At 50.6% G+C, this 19,991-nt stretch carries 16 protein-coding genes; 15 read left to right on the top strand and 1 reads right to left on the bottom strand.

Features of this window, described 5'->3' with window-relative positions; translation table 11 throughout:
- Nucleotides 1-202: 202 nt before the first annotated feature.
- The 8 genes from DW826_RS00295 to DW826_RS00265 all read left to right on the top strand — a co-directional run bounded on the left by DW826_RS00295 (nt 203) and on the right by DW826_RS00265 (nt 7,022).
- A complete protein-coding gene (locus DW826_RS00295) occupies nt 203-1,099 on the top strand; it encodes a S1 RNA-binding domain-containing protein (protein WP_015553349.1) in 897 nt (298 codons plus the stop codon).
- A 68-nt stretch (nt 1,100-1,167) separates the two neighbouring features.
- Nucleotides 1,168-1,887 (top strand): GTP pyrophosphokinase family protein, encoded by a 720-nt coding sequence (locus DW826_RS00290; protein ID WP_021905580.1) that lies wholly within the window; start codon nt 1,168-1,170, stop codon nt 1,885-1,887.
- Nucleotides 1,888-1,996: 109 nt separating this feature from the next.
- Nucleotides 1,997-2,452 (top strand): D-aminoacyl-tRNA deacylase, encoded by a 456-nt coding sequence (gene dtd / locus DW826_RS00285; protein WP_015553351.1) that lies wholly within the window; start codon nt 1,997-1,999, stop codon nt 2,450-2,452.
- Nucleotides 2,453-2,593: 141 nt separating this feature from the next.
- Nucleotides 2,594-3,985 carry an aminopeptidase gene (locus DW826_RS00280; protein ID WP_015553352.1) on the top strand — a complete coding sequence of 464 codons (1,392 nt, stop codon included), beginning with the start codon at nt 2,594-2,596 and terminating at the stop codon, nt 3,983-3,985.
- A 302-nt stretch (nt 3,986-4,287) separates the two neighbouring features.
- Nucleotides 4,288-5,475 carry a trigger factor gene (gene tig / locus DW826_RS00275; RefSeq protein ID WP_181967941.1) on the top strand — a complete coding sequence of 396 codons (1,188 nt, stop codon included), beginning with the start codon at nt 4,288-4,290 and terminating at the stop codon, nt 5,473-5,475.
- Nucleotides 5,420-6,277: an HAD family hydrolase gene (locus tag DW826_RS00270; RefSeq protein ID WP_242994014.1), complete on the top strand. Its 858-nt coding sequence runs from the start codon at nt 5,420-5,422 to the stop codon at nt 6,275-6,277. Before tig ends, DW826_RS00270 begins: the two co-directional genes overlap by 56 nt.
- A 407-nt stretch (nt 6,278-6,684) precedes the next feature.
- Nucleotides 6,685-6,831, top strand: a complete 147-nt coding sequence (locus tag DW826_RS18130; RefSeq protein WP_015553355.1) for a hypothetical protein — start codon at nt 6,685-6,687, stop codon at nt 6,829-6,831.
- A complete protein-coding gene (locus tag DW826_RS00265) occupies nt 6,831-7,022 on the top strand; it encodes a hypothetical protein (RefSeq protein ID WP_117551712.1) in 192 nt (63 codons plus the stop codon). Before DW826_RS18130 ends, DW826_RS00265 begins: the two co-directional genes overlap by 1 nt.
- Nucleotides 7,023-7,150: 128 nt before the next feature.
- On the opposite strand, the gene DW826_RS00260 is transcribed toward DW826_RS00265, so the two are convergent.
- A complete protein-coding gene (locus DW826_RS00260) occupies nt 7,151-8,473 on the bottom strand; it encodes a cell wall-binding protein (RefSeq protein WP_117551711.1) in 1,323 nt (440 codons plus the stop codon).
- A gap of 499 nt (nt 8,474-8,972) precedes the next feature.
- Between DW826_RS00260 and DW826_RS00255 the strand changes: the two genes are divergently transcribed.
- The 7 genes from DW826_RS00255 to DW826_RS00225 all read left to right on the top strand — a co-directional run bounded on the left by DW826_RS00255 (nt 8,973) and on the right by DW826_RS00225 (nt 19,991).
- On the top strand, nt 8,973-10,949 hold the full coding sequence (locus DW826_RS00255; protein ID WP_021905575.1) for a thiamine pyrophosphate-binding protein: 1,977 nt from the start codon (nt 8,973-8,975) through the stop codon (nt 10,947-10,949).
- 157 nt (nt 10,950-11,106) lie between these two features.
- Nucleotides 11,107-12,060: an NAD(P)-dependent oxidoreductase gene (locus tag DW826_RS00250; protein ID WP_117551710.1), complete on the top strand. Its 954-nt coding sequence runs from the start codon at nt 11,107-11,109 to the stop codon at nt 12,058-12,060.
- Nucleotides 12,061-12,325: 265 nt separating this feature from the next.
- Entirely contained in the window at nt 12,326-13,288 is a 963-nt protein-coding gene (locus DW826_RS00245) for a glycosyltransferase family 2 protein (RefSeq protein WP_117551709.1), read from the top strand.
- Nucleotides 13,285-15,483, top strand: coding sequence for a glycosyltransferase family 2 protein (locus DW826_RS00240; protein WP_117551708.1), 2,199 nt, complete (start codon nt 13,285-13,287; stop codon nt 15,481-15,483). Before DW826_RS00245 ends, DW826_RS00240 begins: the two co-directional genes overlap by 4 nt.
- Entirely contained in the window at nt 15,480-16,466 is a 987-nt protein-coding gene (locus DW826_RS00235) for a glycosyltransferase family 2 protein (protein ID WP_117551707.1), read from the top strand. The genes DW826_RS00240 and DW826_RS00235 overlap by 4 nt, the downstream gene beginning before the upstream one ends.
- 329 nt (nt 16,467-16,795) lie before the next feature.
- A complete protein-coding gene (locus tag DW826_RS00230; protein WP_117469303.1) occupies nt 16,796-18,214 on the top strand; it encodes an undecaprenyl-phosphate glucose phosphotransferase in 1,419 nt (472 codons plus the stop codon).
- Nucleotides 18,215-18,230: 16 nt separating this feature from the next.
- Nucleotides 18,231-19,991: an LCP family protein gene (locus DW826_RS00225; RefSeq protein ID WP_242994013.1), complete on the top strand. Its 1,761-nt coding sequence runs from the start codon at nt 18,231-18,233 to the stop codon at nt 19,989-19,991.

Genomic DNA, 19,991 nt, shown 5'->3' with positions numbered 1-19,991 from the left:
CCGCCACTGTATTGTACGGAATTTTCAGCTCAGAAAATCCCTACCCGTGTACAGTAATTACTATGCACATTTTATCATGATTTTTTTGTGAAAACTATGGCAAATATTCACAGAATATGGTTAAATAGAGAAAGGAATTACTATTCATAATTATGCCGTCCAACGGCGTAAGGGCAGATGGTGAGAAAAGGAGAGATGACATATGGAATCCATGGACGATTACAAAGAGGAGCTGGAAGCCTCCCTTAAAAAAATTAGAGTTGGCGATGTTGTGACAGGTACCGTGATCGATGTGACAGATGACGCGGTGATCGTGGACTTGAAGGCTTACGCGGACGGCGTGATCCGCAAGGACGACCTGAGCGAAGATCCTGATTTCAACATGGCAGAGATGATCCATCCGGGCGACGAGATCACAGCCACCGTGATGGCGACAAACGACGGCGAGGGAAATATGGTCCTCTCAAAGAAGGAAGCAAATCAGGTCCTCGCGTGGGATAAGCTGAAAAATATGATGGAAGAGCGCACTGTTGTCCCGGTAAAGATCGCTGAGATCGTAAACGCCGGCGCTGTTGCGTACCTGGAAGGGATCCGCGGATTTATTCCGGCTTCCCGTCTGAGCGACGAGTATGTGGAAGACTTAAAGGAATTCGACGGAAAGACCATCGAGGTAACCGTTATCACCGCCGACGAGGAGACACACCGCCTCGTATTATCCGGCCGCGAGGCAGCCAGAGAGAAGAAACAGGAAGAGACAAACAAAAAAATAGCAAAATGCGAAGTCGGCGCTGTCATGAAGGGTACCGTCGAGACCTTAAAGGACTACGGCGCATTTGTAGAGCTTGAGAACGGACTTACCGGTCTCCTCCATATCTCCCAGATCAGCACAAAGAGGATCAAACATCCGGGCGCTGTTCTGAAAGAGGGACAGGAAGTACGTGTAAAAATTATCTCCACCGCAAACAACAAGATCAGTCTGTCTATGAAGGAGCTGATCGAGGAGGAAGAGGAGAGAGAAGCTGAGGACACCTACGGATATAAGGAAGAAGGTCAGGCAAGCACAGGTCTTGCGGATCTCTTAAAGGGTCTGAAGCTGTAGCAGAGAACGCGTGAAGACATGGTCGCATGGACGGAACGTTCCCGGCTGCAAAGAAAGGGGGCGTCAGCATGACGAAAGAGTCTGGAGGCTTTGATCAGATCGATCAGTGGAAATCAACAATGTTTTTATACAGCTCCGCGTTAAAATCCATCAACACGAAGATCGAGATCTTAAACAATGAATTTATCCAGTTGTACAATTACAATCCGATCGAGCATATCACTTCCCGCTTGAAGACACCGGAGAGTATTGTGAAAAAGCTGAAGAATGATGGATGTGAAGTCTCGATCGACAATATGGTGGAGCACTTAAATGATATCGCGGGAATCAGGATCATCTGTTCCTTTATGTCCGACATTTATCCGATCGCGGATATGATCGCAAGACAGGCGGATATCACGGTCCTGCACGTCAAGGACTACATTAAATACCCGAAGACGAACGGATACAAGAGCTATCATATGGTAGTGACGATCCCGGTCTATCTGTCGGAAGGAAAGCGGGACACGAAGGTCGAGATCCAGATCCGGACTATCGCCATGGACTTCTGGGCATCCTTAGAGCACAAGATCGCTTATAAATTTGAAGGAAAAGCGCCGGATTATCTGGAGCGGGAGTTGAAGTCCTGTGCCGATATGGTGGATATGCTGGACATGAAGATGTTCTCCTTAAACCAGGCGATCATGGCGGTCGAGGAGGAAGAGCGGCGTGTTGAGGAAGAAAAGCGCCGCGAGCGGGAAAAGGCAGAAAAAAGACAGGAAGAACTTGCAGGAAACGGTCCAACGTAGGCCGTTTCCGCTCTTGTTAAGACAGGGAATTCCAGCAGCGAAAATATAAAATTTGTGGGCGGATCTGCCGGTACGGAAAATGGAGTGCAGGCAGAGCGCCGGAGGAAACATGAGAGTCGTATTACAGAGAGTAAAACACGCGTCGGTCCATGTGGACGGACAGGAGACGGGATCCATCGGACAGGGATTCCTGATCCTTCTCGGCGTCTCCGACACGGATGACGAGAGCATTGCGGACAAGATGGCGGACAAGATCTGCAAGCTCCGCATTTTTGAGGATGAGAACGGAAAGACGAACCGCTCGCTCCAGGATGTGGACGGCGAGATCCTTGTTGTGAGCCAGTTTACGCTGTACGCGGACTGCAGAAAGGGCAACCGCCCAAGCTTTACTGACGCTGGAGCGCCGGATCATGCGAACCGCCTCTATGAATATTTTATGGAGCGGTGCAGGATGCATGTGGAGAAGGTGGCACATGGGGAGTTCGGGGCAGATATGAAGGTGGACCTGCTAAATGATGGTCCATTTACACTGATGCTCGACAGTAAAGATCTGCTTACAAAGTAAGAGATAAGACACGACAGCTGCATGCAGGAATTGGAACATGTGTCCAGGTCGAAAATGGTTTCCATAAAACAGACTGATTCGGACCAGGCAGCGTGAGTGAGTTGTTATAATTCATAAAATACACATACGGAGGTTTTTAGCATGAACGGCAAAGATCTGGAAAAAGCACTTCTCTGGGAAGCTCCGCACATCGGAGAAAAAGCGCCGGAACAGATTCCGGAGGCGCAGAATTTCTGCGAGGGATACAAGACATTCTTAAATGAGGGAAAGACCGAGAGAGAATGTGTGAAAAAAGCGGTATCGCTCTTAACGAACGCCGGATACAAGGAATTTGACCCGAAGGCGTCCTACAAGCCGGGCGACAAGATCTACTGGGTAAACCGAAAGAAAGCGATCATCGCTTCCACCATCGGAACAAAGGATCTGAACGAGGGATTGCGCATGAACGGCGCCCATATCGATTCCCCGCGCCTGGACTTAAAGCCGAACCCATTATTTGAAAAGGACGAGATCGCCTACTTAAAGCCGCACTACTACGGCGGAATCCGCAAATATCAGTGGGGCACTGTGCCGTTATCCATGCACGGCGTTGTTATGAAGGCGGACGGAGAGACTGTTGAGGTCTCCATCGGCGAGAAAGAAGGCGACCCGCAGTTCTGCGTGACAGACCTTCTCCCGCACCTTGCGGCAGAGCAGAACGGAAGAAAGCTCGGCGAGGGCTTAAAGGGCGAGGAGCTGAACATCATCATCGGCTCCATCCCGTACCATGACGAGGAGAACGAGAAGATCAAGAATCCGGCGAAGCTCCTTGCGATGAAGTTATTGAATGACCGCTACGGAATCACGGAGAAGGATTTCACCCGTGCGGAGATCGAGATGGTTCCGGCATACAAGGCCGTTGATATCGGACTGGACCGCGGCCTCATCGGTTCCTATGGACAGGATGACCGTGTGTGCGCGTATACAGCGCTGATGGCGGAGATTGCTGCGGAGAACCCGGAACACACCACATTCACGATCCTTACAGATAAGGAAGAGATCGGCTCCGTCGGAAATACGGGACTTCACTCTGACTACGTCCACCATGCGGTTGAGGATCTTGCGGAGAGCTTTGGGGCGGACACAAAGACCGTTCTGCGCCATTCCATCTGCCTCTCCTCCGATGTAAACGCGGCATATGATCCGACATTCGCAAGCGTTTACGAGAACAGAAACTCCAGCTATGTAAACAAAGGCTGTGTGCTCACAAAGTACACAGGCGCGAGAGGAAAATCCGGCAGCAGTGATGCCAGCGCGGAGACCATGGCGAAGGTCATCGGTATCATGGAAGAGAATGGCGTTTACTGGCAGACTGGCGAACTCGGCGCCGTTGACGCGGGTGGCGGCGGAACCATCGCCCAGTTTGTGGCGATGATGGATGTGGATGTCGTGGATCTCGGTGTTCCGATCCTTTCCATGCATGCGCCGTTTGAGCTGGCTTCGAAGCTTGATGTGTACAATACATATAAGGCGTTTTGTGCGTTCTACAAATAAGAGATAGTAAAAAGCATCCTGGCGGGATCATGATGATATGATCCTTACAGGATGCTTTTTGATTTTCTCTTAAAATGATGTTGAGGTCAAAAAGTCTTTTGACCTCTCTGATACCAAGATCCAAAATCCTCCTGCAAGCAAGCTTGCGGCGGACTTCAGACCTTTGGACACTAATATCTTAAAATTCTGTGAACACCCTTTTTTTTCGCGTGGCGGTATGTTAGAATAAATATCACGCGCGGGTGACCCGGAAAATGGGCGGTGCGCGGGGAAATAGAGACAGAATGGAAGGAAACGAGAACATGAAAAAAATTATAAAAGCAGGCATCTGTGTTGCTGCAGCTGCAATGATCATGACAGGATGCGGAAATAAGAATCAGAATGCTGAGAGCAGCTCCGCGGCTGTAGAGGAGACAGCATCCGCGCCAACTGAGACTGAGACAAAATCTGAGGAAGAACTTCACGACGAGGAGAGCGTCACTCTCGGAGATTACAAGAACCTGACCTTCTCCGCAAAGGAAGAGGAAGTTACTGACGCCAAGATCGAGACAAGATTAAAAGAACTCTGCGCGGAGTACCCGGTAACCATCGAGGGACGCCCGGCTCAGGAAGGTGACACCGCAAATATCGACTATTCCGGCACAAAGGATGGCGAGGCATTTGCACGCGGAACCGCAGAGGGCTATGACCTGAAGCTTGGCAGCGGCACATTTATCGACGGCTTTGAGGACGGCGTCATCGGCATGAATGTCGGAGATGAGAAAGACTTAAACTTAAAATTCCCGGACAACTACGGCAGCGCTGACCTCGCAGGCCAGGAAGTCGTCTTCCATGTAAAATTAAACCAGTTAAAATCTGAGGCCGACAGCAAGGTGGATGATGATCTCGCAAAACGTTACTACAACGACGATACAGCGACTCTTGACCAGTTAAAAGAGGAAGTACGTGCGGAGCTTCAGGCAGAGGCTGACAGCCAGTTCTTCAACGCGGCAGGAAGTGAGCTCTTAAACGAGGTCATCAACAACTCCGAGGTTACAGCTGACCCGGATGCCGTTGATGATATGTTCAACCAGTTAAAGAACACATATTCCAGCTATGCAAGCAGCTATGGACTTGAGTTCGATCAGTTCCTCAGCATGTTCCTGGGAACGGACGAGGACGGACTCCGCGACACAGCAGAGAACCTTGTAAAACAGCAGATCATTTTAAACGCGATCCAGGCAGAGGAGAACCTTTCTGCGACAGATGAACAGAAAGATAAGCTCGCTGTTATGAACTACTTCAAGAACGCGGCGCAGATGATCACGACCTACGGCGAGGATTCCGCAAAGCAGATTTTCGACATGGGCGCTGTTTACTACTACCTGATCGACAACTCCACATATGTAGAGGCACCGGAGACAGAAGCCGGGACAACAGAGGCTGAGAATATTCTTGAAGAGAAAGAGACTGCTGCGGAGGAGAGCGAGAGCAGTTCCGCAGCAAACTAATACGGAGATCATGAAGAGAAAAGCATTATTTTTTGATATCGATGGGACGCTCCTGGTGGATGCGTCGAAGGAGCTCCCGAAGAGTGCGGCGCTTGCTTTAACAGAGGCGCGCCGCGCCGGACACCTGGTTTTCATCAACTCCGGGAGGACGAGATGTCTGATGAAGGATGTTGAGGGGAAAGTACCGGTGGACGGTTACCTCTGCGGCTGTGGAACCTACATAGAGGCGGAGGGAAAAGCCCTGCTCCACAGAAAAATCTCCGCAAAACGCCGTTGGGAGCTCCAAAAGGCGATCCTCGAGTGTAAACTTGACGGAATCTTAGAGGGACCGAAGGCATGTACGGTGCAGACCGGTGTCTCCCACATGGATGAGATCGAGCATGTGAAAAATGTGGTCTACAAGAACCAGGGCTTGGCCAGCGCGGACTGGAATACGGAGCTGGTGGATTTTGATAAGTTCTGTGTTCTTGCGGACGAGAACAGTGACGAGGAAGGTTTTTTAAAGATCCTGGCGCCGGACGTGACCGCCATCGACCGGGGACACGGACTCTACGAGTGCGTGCCGACGGGGTACGATAAGGCGACGGCGATGGAAGTGATCTTAAAGAGATATGGGATCGCGAGGGAAGATTCCTATGCCTTTGGGGACAGCATGAACGATCTGGCGATGATCCGGTATGCCGGAAACAGCATTATTATGGAGAAACATGCGAAGGGGCTTGAGCCCTACGCAACTTTCATCACCAAAGATGTCGAAGACGACGGGATCGCCTGGGCGTTTGAGCAGCTTCATATCATATAAGAGAAAATCTGGCGGCAGTCTTGCTTTTTTTGGCGGGACTGCCGCTTTTTTATGTAACAGGAAATTCCGAGGAATTCCCTGTTACATAAAAAGGCACTAACGTGCCAAAGATGCGCACTCGCGCGAAGATGTAGATTGTCGCAAGCGACCGCGCGAGGCGCGAGAATGTGCCAAGGCACATTCTTTTTTATATTGATTTCGCTGTTGCACGAGGTCTGTTGCTTGGGGCAGCAGGAGTCTTGCGGCATGGGCTCTTGTCCATGCATACCGTGTGTCCTTCGAACCGTGTCGAAACTTGCGTTCAAAAACCACTTTTCAATTGCCGGAAAATGTATTATATATTTAAGTAAAAGGAAGTGGACGCAGGAAAGGGCGGCTGCTGACGAGGCGTAAGGGGGACGAAAACAATGAGCATGGAGAGACATTGCAAAAATGCTCTGGAAGAAGAAAACCAAAGGCTTCGCGAAGAGAACGACAGGCTGATGGACATTGTGGTACAGATGAAATGCACACTGAACCGCCTGGTGAAAGAGTATATTACGGAAAGTAAATAGTGAGGAAAGGCAGCGCAGGCGGGTATCACTGGGAGAAGATCAGCGGAAGATGGCAGTTCATCGATGGAAGGTGGTATTATCTGAATCCTGTCTCCGACGGAACCAGAGGAATTATGTGCGCAAGGAAGAGAACTCCGGACGGCTGGCTTGTAAAAGAGGACGGCAGTTGGGATGAAGAAGCAGGAAGATAAAAGGATAATTACAGTATAGAGATAAAAGGTGCCGGACTCTGAGCGAGAGAGTCCGGCACCTTTGCAATTATGCATTTTGTAAGAGTCCCAGAGGACTCAAACTTTATCTATGGTGTGGATGGTCAGCGTTACTGCACGATTCCGGCCGTATCCACGGTCCAGATCTTGCCGTTCGCGTCTTTGATGTCCTTATATCCGCGTCCCAGTTCCGGCTTCGCGGAGGAAGTGGAGGAAGCGGATGCTTTCTGCATGTTTCCGGCGGTCCCTACGAGGTAGGTCACGCCGTTTAAATCAGCCGGTGCATATCTCTGGTCGGCGGTGGCGTCCTGTCTTTTTCCGTAGACGTAGAGGATGCCGTCGCGGAGACCGTGGTAGCCCTGCCCTTTCTTGTCACCGTCGGTGTGGAAGAACCAGTTCTCGGTCTCACCGGTCTCCTCGTTGTAGATCGCCTGTTTTCCGGTCTTTACGATACCGTCCTCACCGAAGTAAAAGTTTGCGATTTCATCGTTCGCCACGTTCGCGATCTGTCTGCCTGTCTGCATGATTCCCAGGTCACTGAACGCATACTTTTTCGCGTTGATGGTGAACAGGGAATTTCCCTTTTTATCGGAAACATACGGCTTTCCGGCCTTAAAGTAGAAGGTGTAGACCTCATCTGCAGCGTGGATCCCGGAAATGCCCTCGATGGAGCGGAAACCTTCGGCGCGCTTTCCGTCCCCGGCTGCTCCGTAGTACTGGTAGTCGGTGATCCTCGGGGATGCGGCGTTGCTGTCTGTTACGTCAGACTTGGACGGCATCAGGACCCAGCCCGTCTGCATCTTTCCGTCGATGAAGGTGTAGTAGCTTCCGTCGATCTTCTTATCGTACTGGGTGGTCACCATTTTGCCGTCGGAATTGAAGTAGTACCAGCTCTCGGAAGCGCCCGGTGCGTGGCTGTTTTCCTCTAAACGGATCCAGCCGGTCCGCATGAAACCGTCTTTTTCTGTTCCGAGGTAGTAGGTCGCCCCGTCAATCTCCGTCTTTCCTGTTGCCATATGGCCGGATTCATCGAAATAGTACCATTTGGAGTCGAATTTCACCCACTTGGAGACAGCGGACTTCCCGTCCTTCTCAAAGTAGTACCAGAAGGTATCCGGTGTCTCCGGGGAGTCCGGATCTTCCTCATTCTTTAACTCCACCCATGCGTTTGTGACCATCTTTCCTTCGTCATCCACATAGTACTCGTCGATCTTCTTGCTTTTTACGATCTGTCCATCTTCACCGAGATAGAACCAGTCTTCTCCACGCTTTCTCCAGGCATCGGTGGTGAGGTACCCGTCCTCATCGTAGTAGACCTTTGCGTCGCCTTCTGTCACCCAGCCGTAGGATGCCGCATAGACCGGCAGGCCGGAGACCATCATCATAAATGCTGCCGCGGATAAGGCCGCAGCGATCTTTGTCTGTTTTTTCATAATCGTTTTCTCTCCTTTTTGATATGAAAATTGAAATGTTTTGCCGTGGTGTTTTCGTTTACGGGCTGATTATAACAGGCTGTGGAGGCCGAATTCCAGTGTAGGTTCCTGGCATATCTGGAACGCCGTGGAAAGCATTTCATGGGATGGAAAATGCGGAAAATTAAGGCGAAGAGTGCCGCCGGGGAAGACCTGCGAAAACCGTAACTGTTCAGTACCTTCACAGTTACATGCAAAAATCCATTCCAAATCGGCTACGCCGATGGGATTTTTGCCTTTTAGCCTAGGTTTTCTTACGGTCAGCGCAGCAAGTGCGCAGACCTACTGAACAGTTACTGAAAACCTTACAAAAATATGATCTACTGGACGGTATGCGGTCCGCATGGTATAATCTAGAAAGGTATATTTGGTACAAATTCAGCCATGCACCCAGGTAAATGAAAACGAGAAGAGTTGTAGGGTTGAATTTGTCGATTTGAGAGAGGAGAAGGTTTCACTTATGAGAATGAAGGTTTCTGATTATATTGCCCAGAAGCTGGTAGACGAGGGCATCACCGACGCGTTTATGGTAACGGGCGGCGGCGCGATGCACCTGGATGACGGACTTGGACATCAGCCGGGACTGCATTGCTATTTTAACCATCACGAGCAGGCCTGTGCCATCGCGGCTGAGGCCTACGCGAGGATCCATAACAAGATTGCGGCTCTCTGCGTGACAACAGGTCCCGGCGGAACAAACGCGATCACAGGCGTTGTCGGCGGATGGCTCGACTCGATCCCGATGCTCGTTTTATCCGGACAGGTCCGCTATGACACGACCGCCCACAGCACAGGACTGGGGATCCGTGCGATGGGGGATCAGGAATTCGAGATCACAAAGGCGATCGACTGCATGACAAAGTACAGCGAGATGGTGCTGGACCCGATGCGGATCCGTTTCTGTCTGGAGAAATCGCTTTATCTGGCGCAGACAGGAAGACCGGGACCGTGCTGGCTCGATATTCCGTTGAATGTTCAGGGGGCTTACATTGAGACGGAAGCGCTTCTCGGATTTGATAAGGACGATTACGAAGCAGGCGGAACCGGCTGGTCCGGTCACGGAACCGGATGTTCCGGATGTACGATCTGCATGATGAATAAAGTTGAAGGGAAACCGGCAATGATCCCGTCCGATGTGAGCGGACAGGGCGAAAAACGTGTGAAACTGCCGGATCCTGTGACGGTAGAGCAGGCGAGAGAAATCTTAAAGAAGGTCCGCGAGGCGAAGCGCCCGGTGATCAACGCCGGAAACGGAATCCGAATCGGAAAGGCATTCGATGTATTCGCGAGAGTCGTAAAGAAGCTTGGAATCCCGGTTGTCACCGGCTGGAACAGCATCGACTGCATGTATGACACAGACCCGCTCTATGTGGGACGTGCCGGACATATGGGTGACCGTGCCGGAAACTTTGCGGTACAGAACAGCGATCTCTTATTGTCATTGGGAAGCCGTCTCTCGATCCGTCAGGTGGGCTATAACTACCCGACCTGGGCGAGAGAGGCCTATGTGATCTACAATGATATCGACGCCGAGGAGTTAAAGAAACCGACGGTCCATGTTGACATGCCGGTCCATGCGGACGTCAGGGACCTCCTCGAAAAGCTGGAGCTCGTCCTCGACGAGGAAGAGTTCGATCCGAACGGTGGAGCAAAGGACAAAGAAGCCGTGGACTGGTGGATCAGACGCTGCCAGGAATGGAAAGAAAAATACCCGGTCGTTCTTCCGAAACACTATGAGGCCGGAGATGACGAGCCTGCAAATGTTTACGCGGCGATCAAGGAGATCAGCAGGCGCGGAGAGGAAGATCAGATCACCGTTGTGGGAAATGGCTCCGCGTGCGTAGTAGGCGGACATGCCTACGAGATGAAGAAAGGACAGCGGTTCATCAGCAACTCTGCCATCGCGTCCATGGGCTACGATCTTCCGGCAGCCATCGGTGCCTGGGTCGCAGACCATACAAAGGACATCATCCTTGTGACAGGTGACGGAAGTATCCAGATGAATCTTCAGGAGCTCCAGACCATCGTTCACCATCATATGGGAATCAAGATCTTCCTGATCAACAACGGTGGTTACCACTCCATCCGCCAGACCCAGAAGACCCACTTCCATGAGCCGTTAGTGGGAATCGGCGTGGACAGCCACGACTTAAGCTTCCCGAGCATGGAGAAGCTTGCGTGGGCATACGGTTATCCGTATGTGGCAGCCCACCACAACAGCGAGCTCGGCGAGGCGGTGGAGAAGACACTTGCCATGGACGGTCCGGTGATCTGTGAGATCTTCGTGGATATGAAACAGGGCTTCGAGCCGAAGGCAGCCGCAAAGATGCTGCCGGACGGAACCATGGTATCCGTACCGCTGGAGGATCTGGCTCCGTTCCTTCCGGAGGAAGAGCTGAAGGAAAATATGATTATTCCGTTAGTAGAGAATAAATAAGAAGGTTCAGTGTGCCTGGGACATGGAACTTAGAAGAAAATGCAAGATGGTTCAGAAAATTCCTACCCGTATACAGTAACATCATGTACAATATACTGGCAATCGGGAATAAGATGGATGATTGATCAGTGTTAAATGAGGAAAGGGGCAGCAGAATATGAATATCATCATGACAGGTTCGACGAGCTTTGTCGGCGCGGCAACGGTGCGGGAACTCTTACGGAGAGGGCACACGGTGACCGCCATTGTGCGCCCCAAATCCTCAAAACTTGATACGATCCTTGAGGGAAATGAGGAGGCACTTTTATCCGGGCGTCTTCTCGTGACGGAAAATGATCTTTCCGAGCCGGAAAAGCTTTTAGAAAAAGTGACAAAACCGCAGGACGTGTTCTGCCATTTCGGCTGGGGAGGATCCGGGAGCGCGTCAAGAACGGACAAGGCGCTTCAGGAGAAGAATATGGAGATCTCTCTGGAGACGATTCGGACGGCGAAAGCCCTAGGCTGTAAAAAGTTCCTGTTCTCCGGCTCCCAGGCGGAGTACGGAATGCACCAGGATCTGATCACGGAGGACACGGTCTGCGAGCCGAAATCCCTGTATGGAGAGGCGAAGCTTGCCATGCGGGAAAAGGGAGAAAAACTCTGTGATGAACTGGGACTGCGGTACATTCACGCCAGGATTTTCAGCGCCTACGGCCCCGGGGACCACCCGTGGACTCTCGTGGAGTCATGCCTGGACGCATTCCTGAACAATAAGGAAATGTCCCTGGGGGCATGTACCCAGAAGTGGAATTTCCTCTATATCGACGATCTGGCTAGAGGGATGGCGGCGCTCTGCGAAGCTTCGGAAAGTGCGTTTGAGGGACTTGAAAATCCTGTATTTAACTTCGGCGGTGCTGAGACAAAGGTATTAAAGGAATTCGTGGAGGAGATCCACGAACTCTGCGGCGGACAGGGCGAGAGCCAATACAACACCCGCGGGGAGAACGCCGAAGGTCTGATCAATCTGATGCCGTCCATCGAAAAGCTGGAGACGGTGACGGGATGGAAGCCAGAGGTCGATTTCAAGACCGGAATTACAAGGATGATCGCGCTCAGAAAGAGAACCATTTAACTGAACAAGAAAGCAATTCTGGGGTGGCAGAGAGGGCAGCAATCAGTTGAAAATGCAGACCGATCACAGATTGGGAAAAAATGCCGCGAAATACGTCGAGTATTGACAAAACAGAAAAAATGGTTACAATGATAAAAGTTAAAGACTAGGCAACAATTTAGAAAAAAAGTTCAGCAGATCGGCGTCCGCCGCACTGCTGAAAGAAACTGAAAAAGGTGCCCGAAGGTACCGGTCAGGTAAAATTTAAGGAAGAAGAAAATATAACATGAAAAAAATCAGCGTTTTGATTCCATGCTATAACGAGGAGGAGAATGTCGTTCCGATCAGCGAAGCGGTCATCGGCATTATCACAAAAGAACTGCCTCAGTACGACTATGAGCTGGTCTTCATCGACAACGACTCCACCGATAAGACAAGAGAACTGCTCCGCATGCTCTGCGCGAAGAATCCGAAGATCAAGGCGATCTTCAACGCGAGAAACTTTGGACAGTTCAATTCTCCGTATTATGGAATCCTTCAGGTAACCGGTGACTGCGTGATCTCCATGGTGGCGGATTTCCAGGATCCGGTGGAACTGATTCCGAAGTATGTCCACGAGTGGGAGAATGGCTATAAGATCGTCATCGGAATCAAGACGAGCAGCAAAGAGAACCCGATTATGTACTGGCTCAGAAGCTGCTACTACAAACTGATCCGGAAATTATCTGATGTGGAGCAGATCGAGCACTTTACAGGCTCCGGACTCTACGACAGACAGTTTATCGAGGTCTTAAGAAACTTAAACGATCCGACCCCGTTCCTTCGCGGGATCGTTGCGGAGTTAGGCTTTAAGAGAAAAGAGATCCCGTACGAGCAGCCGAAGCGCCGCGCGGGAAAGACCCACAATAACTTCTATAAATTATATGACGCGGCGATGCTCAGCTTTACGTCCTACACAAAAGCGGGCCTGCGCCTGGCAACCTTTTTCGGCGCCTTCTGCGGCGGCGTGAGCTTTATCGTAGCAGTCATATATCTGATCATGAAACTCTTATATTGGGACCGCTTTATGGCAGGTATGGCACCGCTTCTCATCGGAATGTGCTTTCTTGGTTCTGTCCAGATCTTTTTTATCGGTCTGCTTGGCGAGTATATCATGAGCATCAATACCCGTGTGATGCACCGCCCGCTCGTTGTGGAGGAGGAGCGCATCAATTTTGATACACCGGCCGGTGCACAGGAGGAAGTATGAAGTACAGTGTTGAAGTGATGAGAGTCCGGGAGCAGACGATCCAGTTAAATGGCTGGGCTGTTGAGAGCAACCCGGATTCCGTGATCACCTACCGGGTCGAGGATGAAGCGGGACAGCCGGTGAAGGCAAAGATCGTTCCGACGAGAAGAGATGACGTGAGCCAGATCTATTATAAGAAGATCATCGACCGTGATCTCGGCTTTGATATCCGTTTTCCGTATGAACATGGAAAGAATTATTATCTTGTGATCTGCGGCGGGAAGAAGACGACCCGTGTGAAATACAGCGATATGGCGATCCGCAGGAAGACCGGAGCGGCAAATCGCAAGGTACAGAAGCTCATGAACCTTATGAACATGGAGACAGTCCATGTTGCCTGGGACTTCTTAAAGGAAAATGGCCTGAAGGCCCTGATCTTAAAATCCAAGCACAAGATCCAGGGAATTGACGACGATTACGACTACGCAGAGTGGTGGAATCTCACGAAACCGTCGGAGGAAGAACTGGAAGAGCAGAAGAAAAAGAAGTTCGATTATATGCCGAAATTTTCGATCGTGATCCCGGTCTATAAGACTCCGGAGAAATTCCTGAAGGAAATGCTGGACTCCATCGTGGAGCAGACTTACGCGAACTGGGAACTCTGCATCGCGGACGGCAGCCCGGCGGGTGAGAGTGTCGGGAATGTTTTAAAGAAATATGCGGAGAAAGATGCAAGAATCCGCTATCAGGTACTGGGGGAAAACCGCGGTATCTCCGGAAATACGAATGCCGCCCTTGAGATGGCAGAAGGTGATTTCATTGTTCTTGCGGATCATGATGACCGTCTGACACCGAACGCGCTCTTTGAGTGCGCGAAAAAACTGAATGAGAATGAAAACTGCGATGTCCTCTATTCCGATGAGGACAAGCTTGACATGGATGGGGATGAACTGTTCGACCCGCATTTCAAGCCGGATTTCAATCCGGACCTGTTGACGAGCGTCAACTATATCTGCCATCTGTTTGTGGTGAAAAAAGAACTGCTCGATAAAGTCGGCGGTTTCCGGCCGGAATATGACGGAGCCCAGGATTACGACTTTATTTTCCGCTGTACAGAGAATGCAAAGCAGATCTGCCATATCCCGAAGGTGCTCTATCACTGGCGCTGCCACCCAAATTCCACGGCAAGCAACCCGGAGAGCAAGCTTTATGCCTTCACAGCCGGTTCCCGTGCCATTATGGACCACTATAAAAGAGTGGGAATTGAGGCAGAAAAGGTAGAAAAGGGTGTGGATTACGGGATCTATCACACGACGTTTAAGATCAAGGATGCTCCGCTGGTATCTGTAATTATCCCAAACAAGGACCACACCGTGGATCTTGACAACTGTATTCGTCCGATGCTGACGGAGGGAACCTATAAGAATCTGGAGTTCGTCATCGTGGAGAACAACAGTACAGAGCAGGTGACCTGGGATTACTATGAAAAGATCCAGAAGGAATTCCCGAATGTGCATGTTGTCCGCTGGGAAAGAGAGTTCAACTATTCCGCGATCAACAACTTCGGCGTACAGCACGCAAAGGGCGAGTACCTTCTGTTTATGAACAACGATATCGAACTGATCGCAAAGAATTTTGTGGAAGAGATGCTTGGCTTTGTCCAGAGGGAGGACGTGGGGATCGCCGGAGCGAGACTGCTCTATGAGGATGACACGATCCAGCACGCCGGTGTTGTTATCGGTTTCGGCGGTATCGCCGGTCATACGTTTATCGGACTTCATAAATCCGAGAACAGCTATTTCAACCGCGCGATGTGTGCCCAGGATTACAGCGCGGTCACAGCGGCCTGCATGATGAGCAAGCGTTCCGTATTTGACGCTGTGGGGGGATTTACAGAAGAGCTCGCGGTGGCTTTCAATGATATTGATTACTGCATGAAGGTGAGAAAGCTCGGAAAACTTGTAGTATACGCGCCTTATGCGGTGCTTCACCACTATGAATCCAAGTCCCGCGGACTTGAGGACACACCGGAGAAGGTGGAGCGATTTAACCGTGAGATCGCCACCTTCGCGAAGCGCTGGCCGGAGATCCTGAGAGACGGAGATCCGTACTACAATCCGAACCTGACACTGAGAAAATCAAATTTTGCGCTGCGTGACCTGAAAAAGGAAAAAATCGGGGAACCATATAAACTGGAGGTACCGTTAGACGAATGAAGACAACGATCATAATTCCGAATTACAACGGACTTTCGTTTATGGAACTGTGCTTTGAGGCACTGGAAAAGCAGACGACAAAGGATTTCAAGATCCTGGTGGTGGACAACGGTTCCACGGACGGCAGCGTGGAGTGGCTGAAGGAGCGGGAGATCCCGTCGATCTTTCTTCCGGAAAACACTGGCTTTTCCGGTGCGGTAAACGTGGGGATCAGGGCGGCAGATACGCCTTATGTGATCTTATTAAATAATGATACAAAAGTGGCTCCCCACTACGTCGAAGCGTTGGAGAGGGCCATGGACCGGTCGGAGAAGATCTTTTCCGTCAGCAGCAAGATGATCCAGATGTACCATCCGGACCTCATGGACGATGCCGGAGACATGTACAGCGTCCTCGGCTGGGCGTTCCAGCGGGGCGTCGGGCGTCCGGAAAAGCTTTATAAAAAGAGCTGCCGCGTCTTTACGGCGTGTGCCGGTGCGGCAATCTACCGCCGGGAAGTGTTTGAGACCATCGGATACTTCGATGAGATGCATTTCGCCTACCTCGAGGATATCGATGTGGGATACCGGGCGAAGCTTTACGGATATGACAACGTATTCTGCCCGGAAGCTGTGGTGTACCATGTAGGCAGCGGGACAAGCGGATCGAAGTATAATTCCTTTAAGGTGAAGCTTGCCGCGAGGAATAATGTGTATCTGAATTACAAAAATATGCGCACCTGGCAGTTACTTTTAAATTCTCCGTGTCTTCTCGCGGGAACATTTGTAAAGTTCCTGTTTTTTAAAAAGATGGGATTCGGAAAAGACTATGTGTCCGGATTCCTTGAGGGGATCAGAACATTAAAGAACTGTAAACGCGTCCCTTCCTTTAAAGGAAGAATACAGCGGGAGATCGGGATCCAGCTTGAGCTGATCGCCGGAACCGCAGTCTATGTTTATGAGTTTTCCAGGAGACAGGCGGCGAAGCTTGGAGCGAAAGCCTGAGATTCTTCGCCGGACGCTGTGCGGCCGGCTCAGTGCGGATAGGCTGAACGGCTGCTTTTATGCAAAATAAACGAATAATTTACGGAAATCTCAGATTTTCTTAAGAAATCGTTTATATGCAAATGGGTAAATTTTATGTATACTATGTATGCATATTTTTTATGATGGCGGTACTATGTCCGGGGGGAGTGACTTGAGAAAGGCAGTCTGACGGGGCATGGTATAGTTGAAAATACCTGCCGGGGGAATTGGCTGGCGCGGCTGTGCATGCGCTGATCACGGAAAGAATTCTGACCGGCATGTTCCTTGGAAAACAGGGTGAAAATTATATGATCAAAGATAATCAGAAGAGCCTCAACCGTTTTCACGTTGTGCTTGACGCCTTCGTGACCGCATTCTCTTATCTGCTTGCATGGTTTATCGTAATCGGAAGCGGATGGGCGAACCTGCTCGGAAAACGGACACTTGAGGTCGGTTTTTATTTTGGCGCGCTCCTTGTCATTATTCCGGCGTATCTGCTTTTGTACTCCTTTTTTGGACTGTACACGCCGAAGCGTGTACTCGGACGCAGAAATGAATTCGGAAAGATATTCAAGGCAAACACGATCGGACTCCTTATTTTTGGTCTGATCCTGTACTTTGGAAGAAAAGAGCCGCATCTCTACAACTTCTCCCAGAGACTGGTCGTATATTTCTATGTGCTGAACGTGGCGTTTATGACCATTGAGCGGAATGGAATCCGGATCGTGCTTCGTTCCATGCGCTCAAAAGGATACAATCAGAAACATATCCTGTTAGTTGGTTACTCTTCCGCAGCGGAAGGGTTTATCGACCGGGTAAACAAGAATCCGGAATGGGGGTACACGATCCGCGGGATCATTGATGATACGAAGGAACGCGGAAGTGAGTATAAGGGAGTAAAGGTCATCGGTTGCATCGAGGACCTCGACTATATTTTAGAGCAGAACAGTCTCGATGAGATCGCCGTCACACTGAGCCTGAGCGAGTATGAAAAACTCCGCCATATCGTTGCTCTCTGTGAAAAATCCGGCGTGCACACGAAGTTTATCCCGGATTACGGGAACATTATCCCGACGATCCCGTATATGGAAGATCTCCAGGGCCTGCCGGTGATCCATATCCGCCGCGTTCCGTTGAATGATCCGATGAATGCGATGGTAAAGAGAGCCGTCGATATCGTGGGTGCGATCGTGGGGATCGTACTTTTCTCCCCGATCATGCTGATCGTGGCAGTGCTCATCAAGCTGACATCTCCGGGACCGATCATTTTTTGTCAGGAACGAGTCGGCCTTCACAACCGGCCGTTTAAAATGTATAAATTCCGTTCCATGACGGTTCAGGATCCGGGCAAGGAGAAGAGCCGCTGGACAACAAAGGGAGATGCCCGTGTAACTCTCATCGGAAAAATTATCCGCCGTACAAGCATCGACGAGGTGCCGCAGTTCTTTAATATCCTGATTGGTGATATGAGTCTTGTGGGTCCGAGACCGGAACGGCCATTTTTCGTTGAAAAATTTAAGGAAGAAATCCCGCGATATATGATCAAGCATCAGGTCCGTCCGGGCCTTACCGGCTGGGCGCAGGTGAATGGTTACCGTGGAGACACTTCGATCATTAAACGGATCGAGCACGATCTCTATTATATCGAGAACTGGACACTTGGTCTTGATTTCAAGATCATGTTCTTAACGGTTTTCAAGGGATTCATCAATAAAAACGCTTACTAAGACGAGGACAAATGACATGAATTATGAAGACGAATTAGACCGTTCCCGCGCCAGAAAGAGCAGACGGCGTGAGAGCGAGAGTGAGACGTCCGCAAAACGCCGCACTCACAGGACGGAAGATCTGTATTCCATGAGTGCTGACCCGGGAAGCCGTGCAGGCCGTGCCGCAGCAAAGAGCCATGGGGCAGCTTCCCACAATCACAGAAGACGGAAAAACGGAAACAAGAAGAAAAAGATCATCATCGGTGTTCTGATCGCCCTGATCGTTCTGGTCCTGGGGTTTGCCGCAGCGGTATACGGCTATATCCAGCACAACTTCGGAAAGATGAACGGACAGAATAATTTTGATATTGCGGACGTTCGGAATGAGAACATCTCTCTGGAAATGAGAGATAAGATGGAAAAAGGCTACTGGACCATTGCGGTATTTGGCCTGGACTCCCGTGACAATTCCACAGGAAAAGGCAACCAGTCCGATGTTATCATGATCGTGAACTTAAATCGTGAGACCGGAGAGATCAAGCTGGCATCCGTATTCCGCGACACTTACCTGAATGTGAGCGACAAGAACACATACAATAAGATCAACGCGGCATATGCGATGGGTGGTCCGGAACAGGCCGTAAAAGCCCTGAATAAGAATCTGGATCTCAACATCACCCACTATGTAGCGTTCAACTGGAAGGCAGTCGCAACAGCGATCAACATCCTCGGCGGTGTCGACATCGATATCAGTAAGTCCGAGTTCTACTACATCAACGCGTTCATCACAGAGACGGTAAAAGGTACCGGAATTGGTTCTGTACAGTTGAAGAAAGCAGGTGTGAACCATCTGGATGGCGTACAGGCCGTTGCCTATGGACGTCTTCGTCTGATGGACAGTGACTATGCGCGTACAGAGCGCCAGAGACTTGTAATCCAGAAGGCATTCGAGAAGGCGAAAAAGGCAGACTTTGCGACATTAAACAGCCTGATCGGCAATATGTCCGCGATGTGCGCGACAAATATCAATATGAATGATATCCTTCCGATGGCGAAGAATGTCACGAAATACCATCTCGGTGAGACGACCGGATTCCCGGCAGCCCGCGGAGAGCAGAAGATGAAGATCGGCAAGCTGAAATTGTCCTGTGTTATCCCGCAGACACTCGTGAGCAATGTTACAAGCCTTCACAAGTTCCTCTATGGTGAAGAGGACTACAAGCCATCCAGCACGGTCCAGACGATCAGCAATAAGATCGCTGAACTTACTGGACTGAATAAGGCTGGCAAGGAAATCGATCATGTAGCGACGGATCAGGGATATATCCCGAAGGGCGAGACGGAGGCCACGACACTTTCCGCTGAAGAGGAGAGTAAGAAGGAGAGTCAGGAAGAATCCCAGATGGAGTCCATGCTCGAAGAATCCAAGAAGGAATCTGAGAGCACGGGTGAAACTGAGACAGGACCGGACGGCAAGCCGATCGAAACTTCTTCCGGAAGCCATGAGACCAGCGCCGCTTATGAGACGGATGAGCATGGAAATATCTATGTGAAGCCGACAGAGAGTCACGCAGTGAGCCCGACAGATGAGGCGGAGACTTCCACGGAGGAGTTCCGTCCGTCAAATCCGCAGGAGACCACAGCGGAGAATCCGGTGGGACCGGGATATGAAAAGTCCACCGCTGTTCCGGAGGCGACCACAAGCGCCGGCCCGGCAGCCCAGACAGAAGGACCGAGTTCTGTGACTGTTCCAGGCGGAACAGTTGTACCGGAAGGTCCGGCTGCTGGAGTTTAG

The organism is Clostridium sp. AM34-11AC (assembly GCF_003435375.1).
Taxonomy (GTDB): Bacteria; Bacillota; Clostridia; order Lachnospirales; family Lachnospiraceae; genus Pilosibacter; species Pilosibacter fragilis.
Note: the sequence above shows the minus strand (reverse complement) of the source record. Positions and strands in the feature narration are given on the sequence as shown.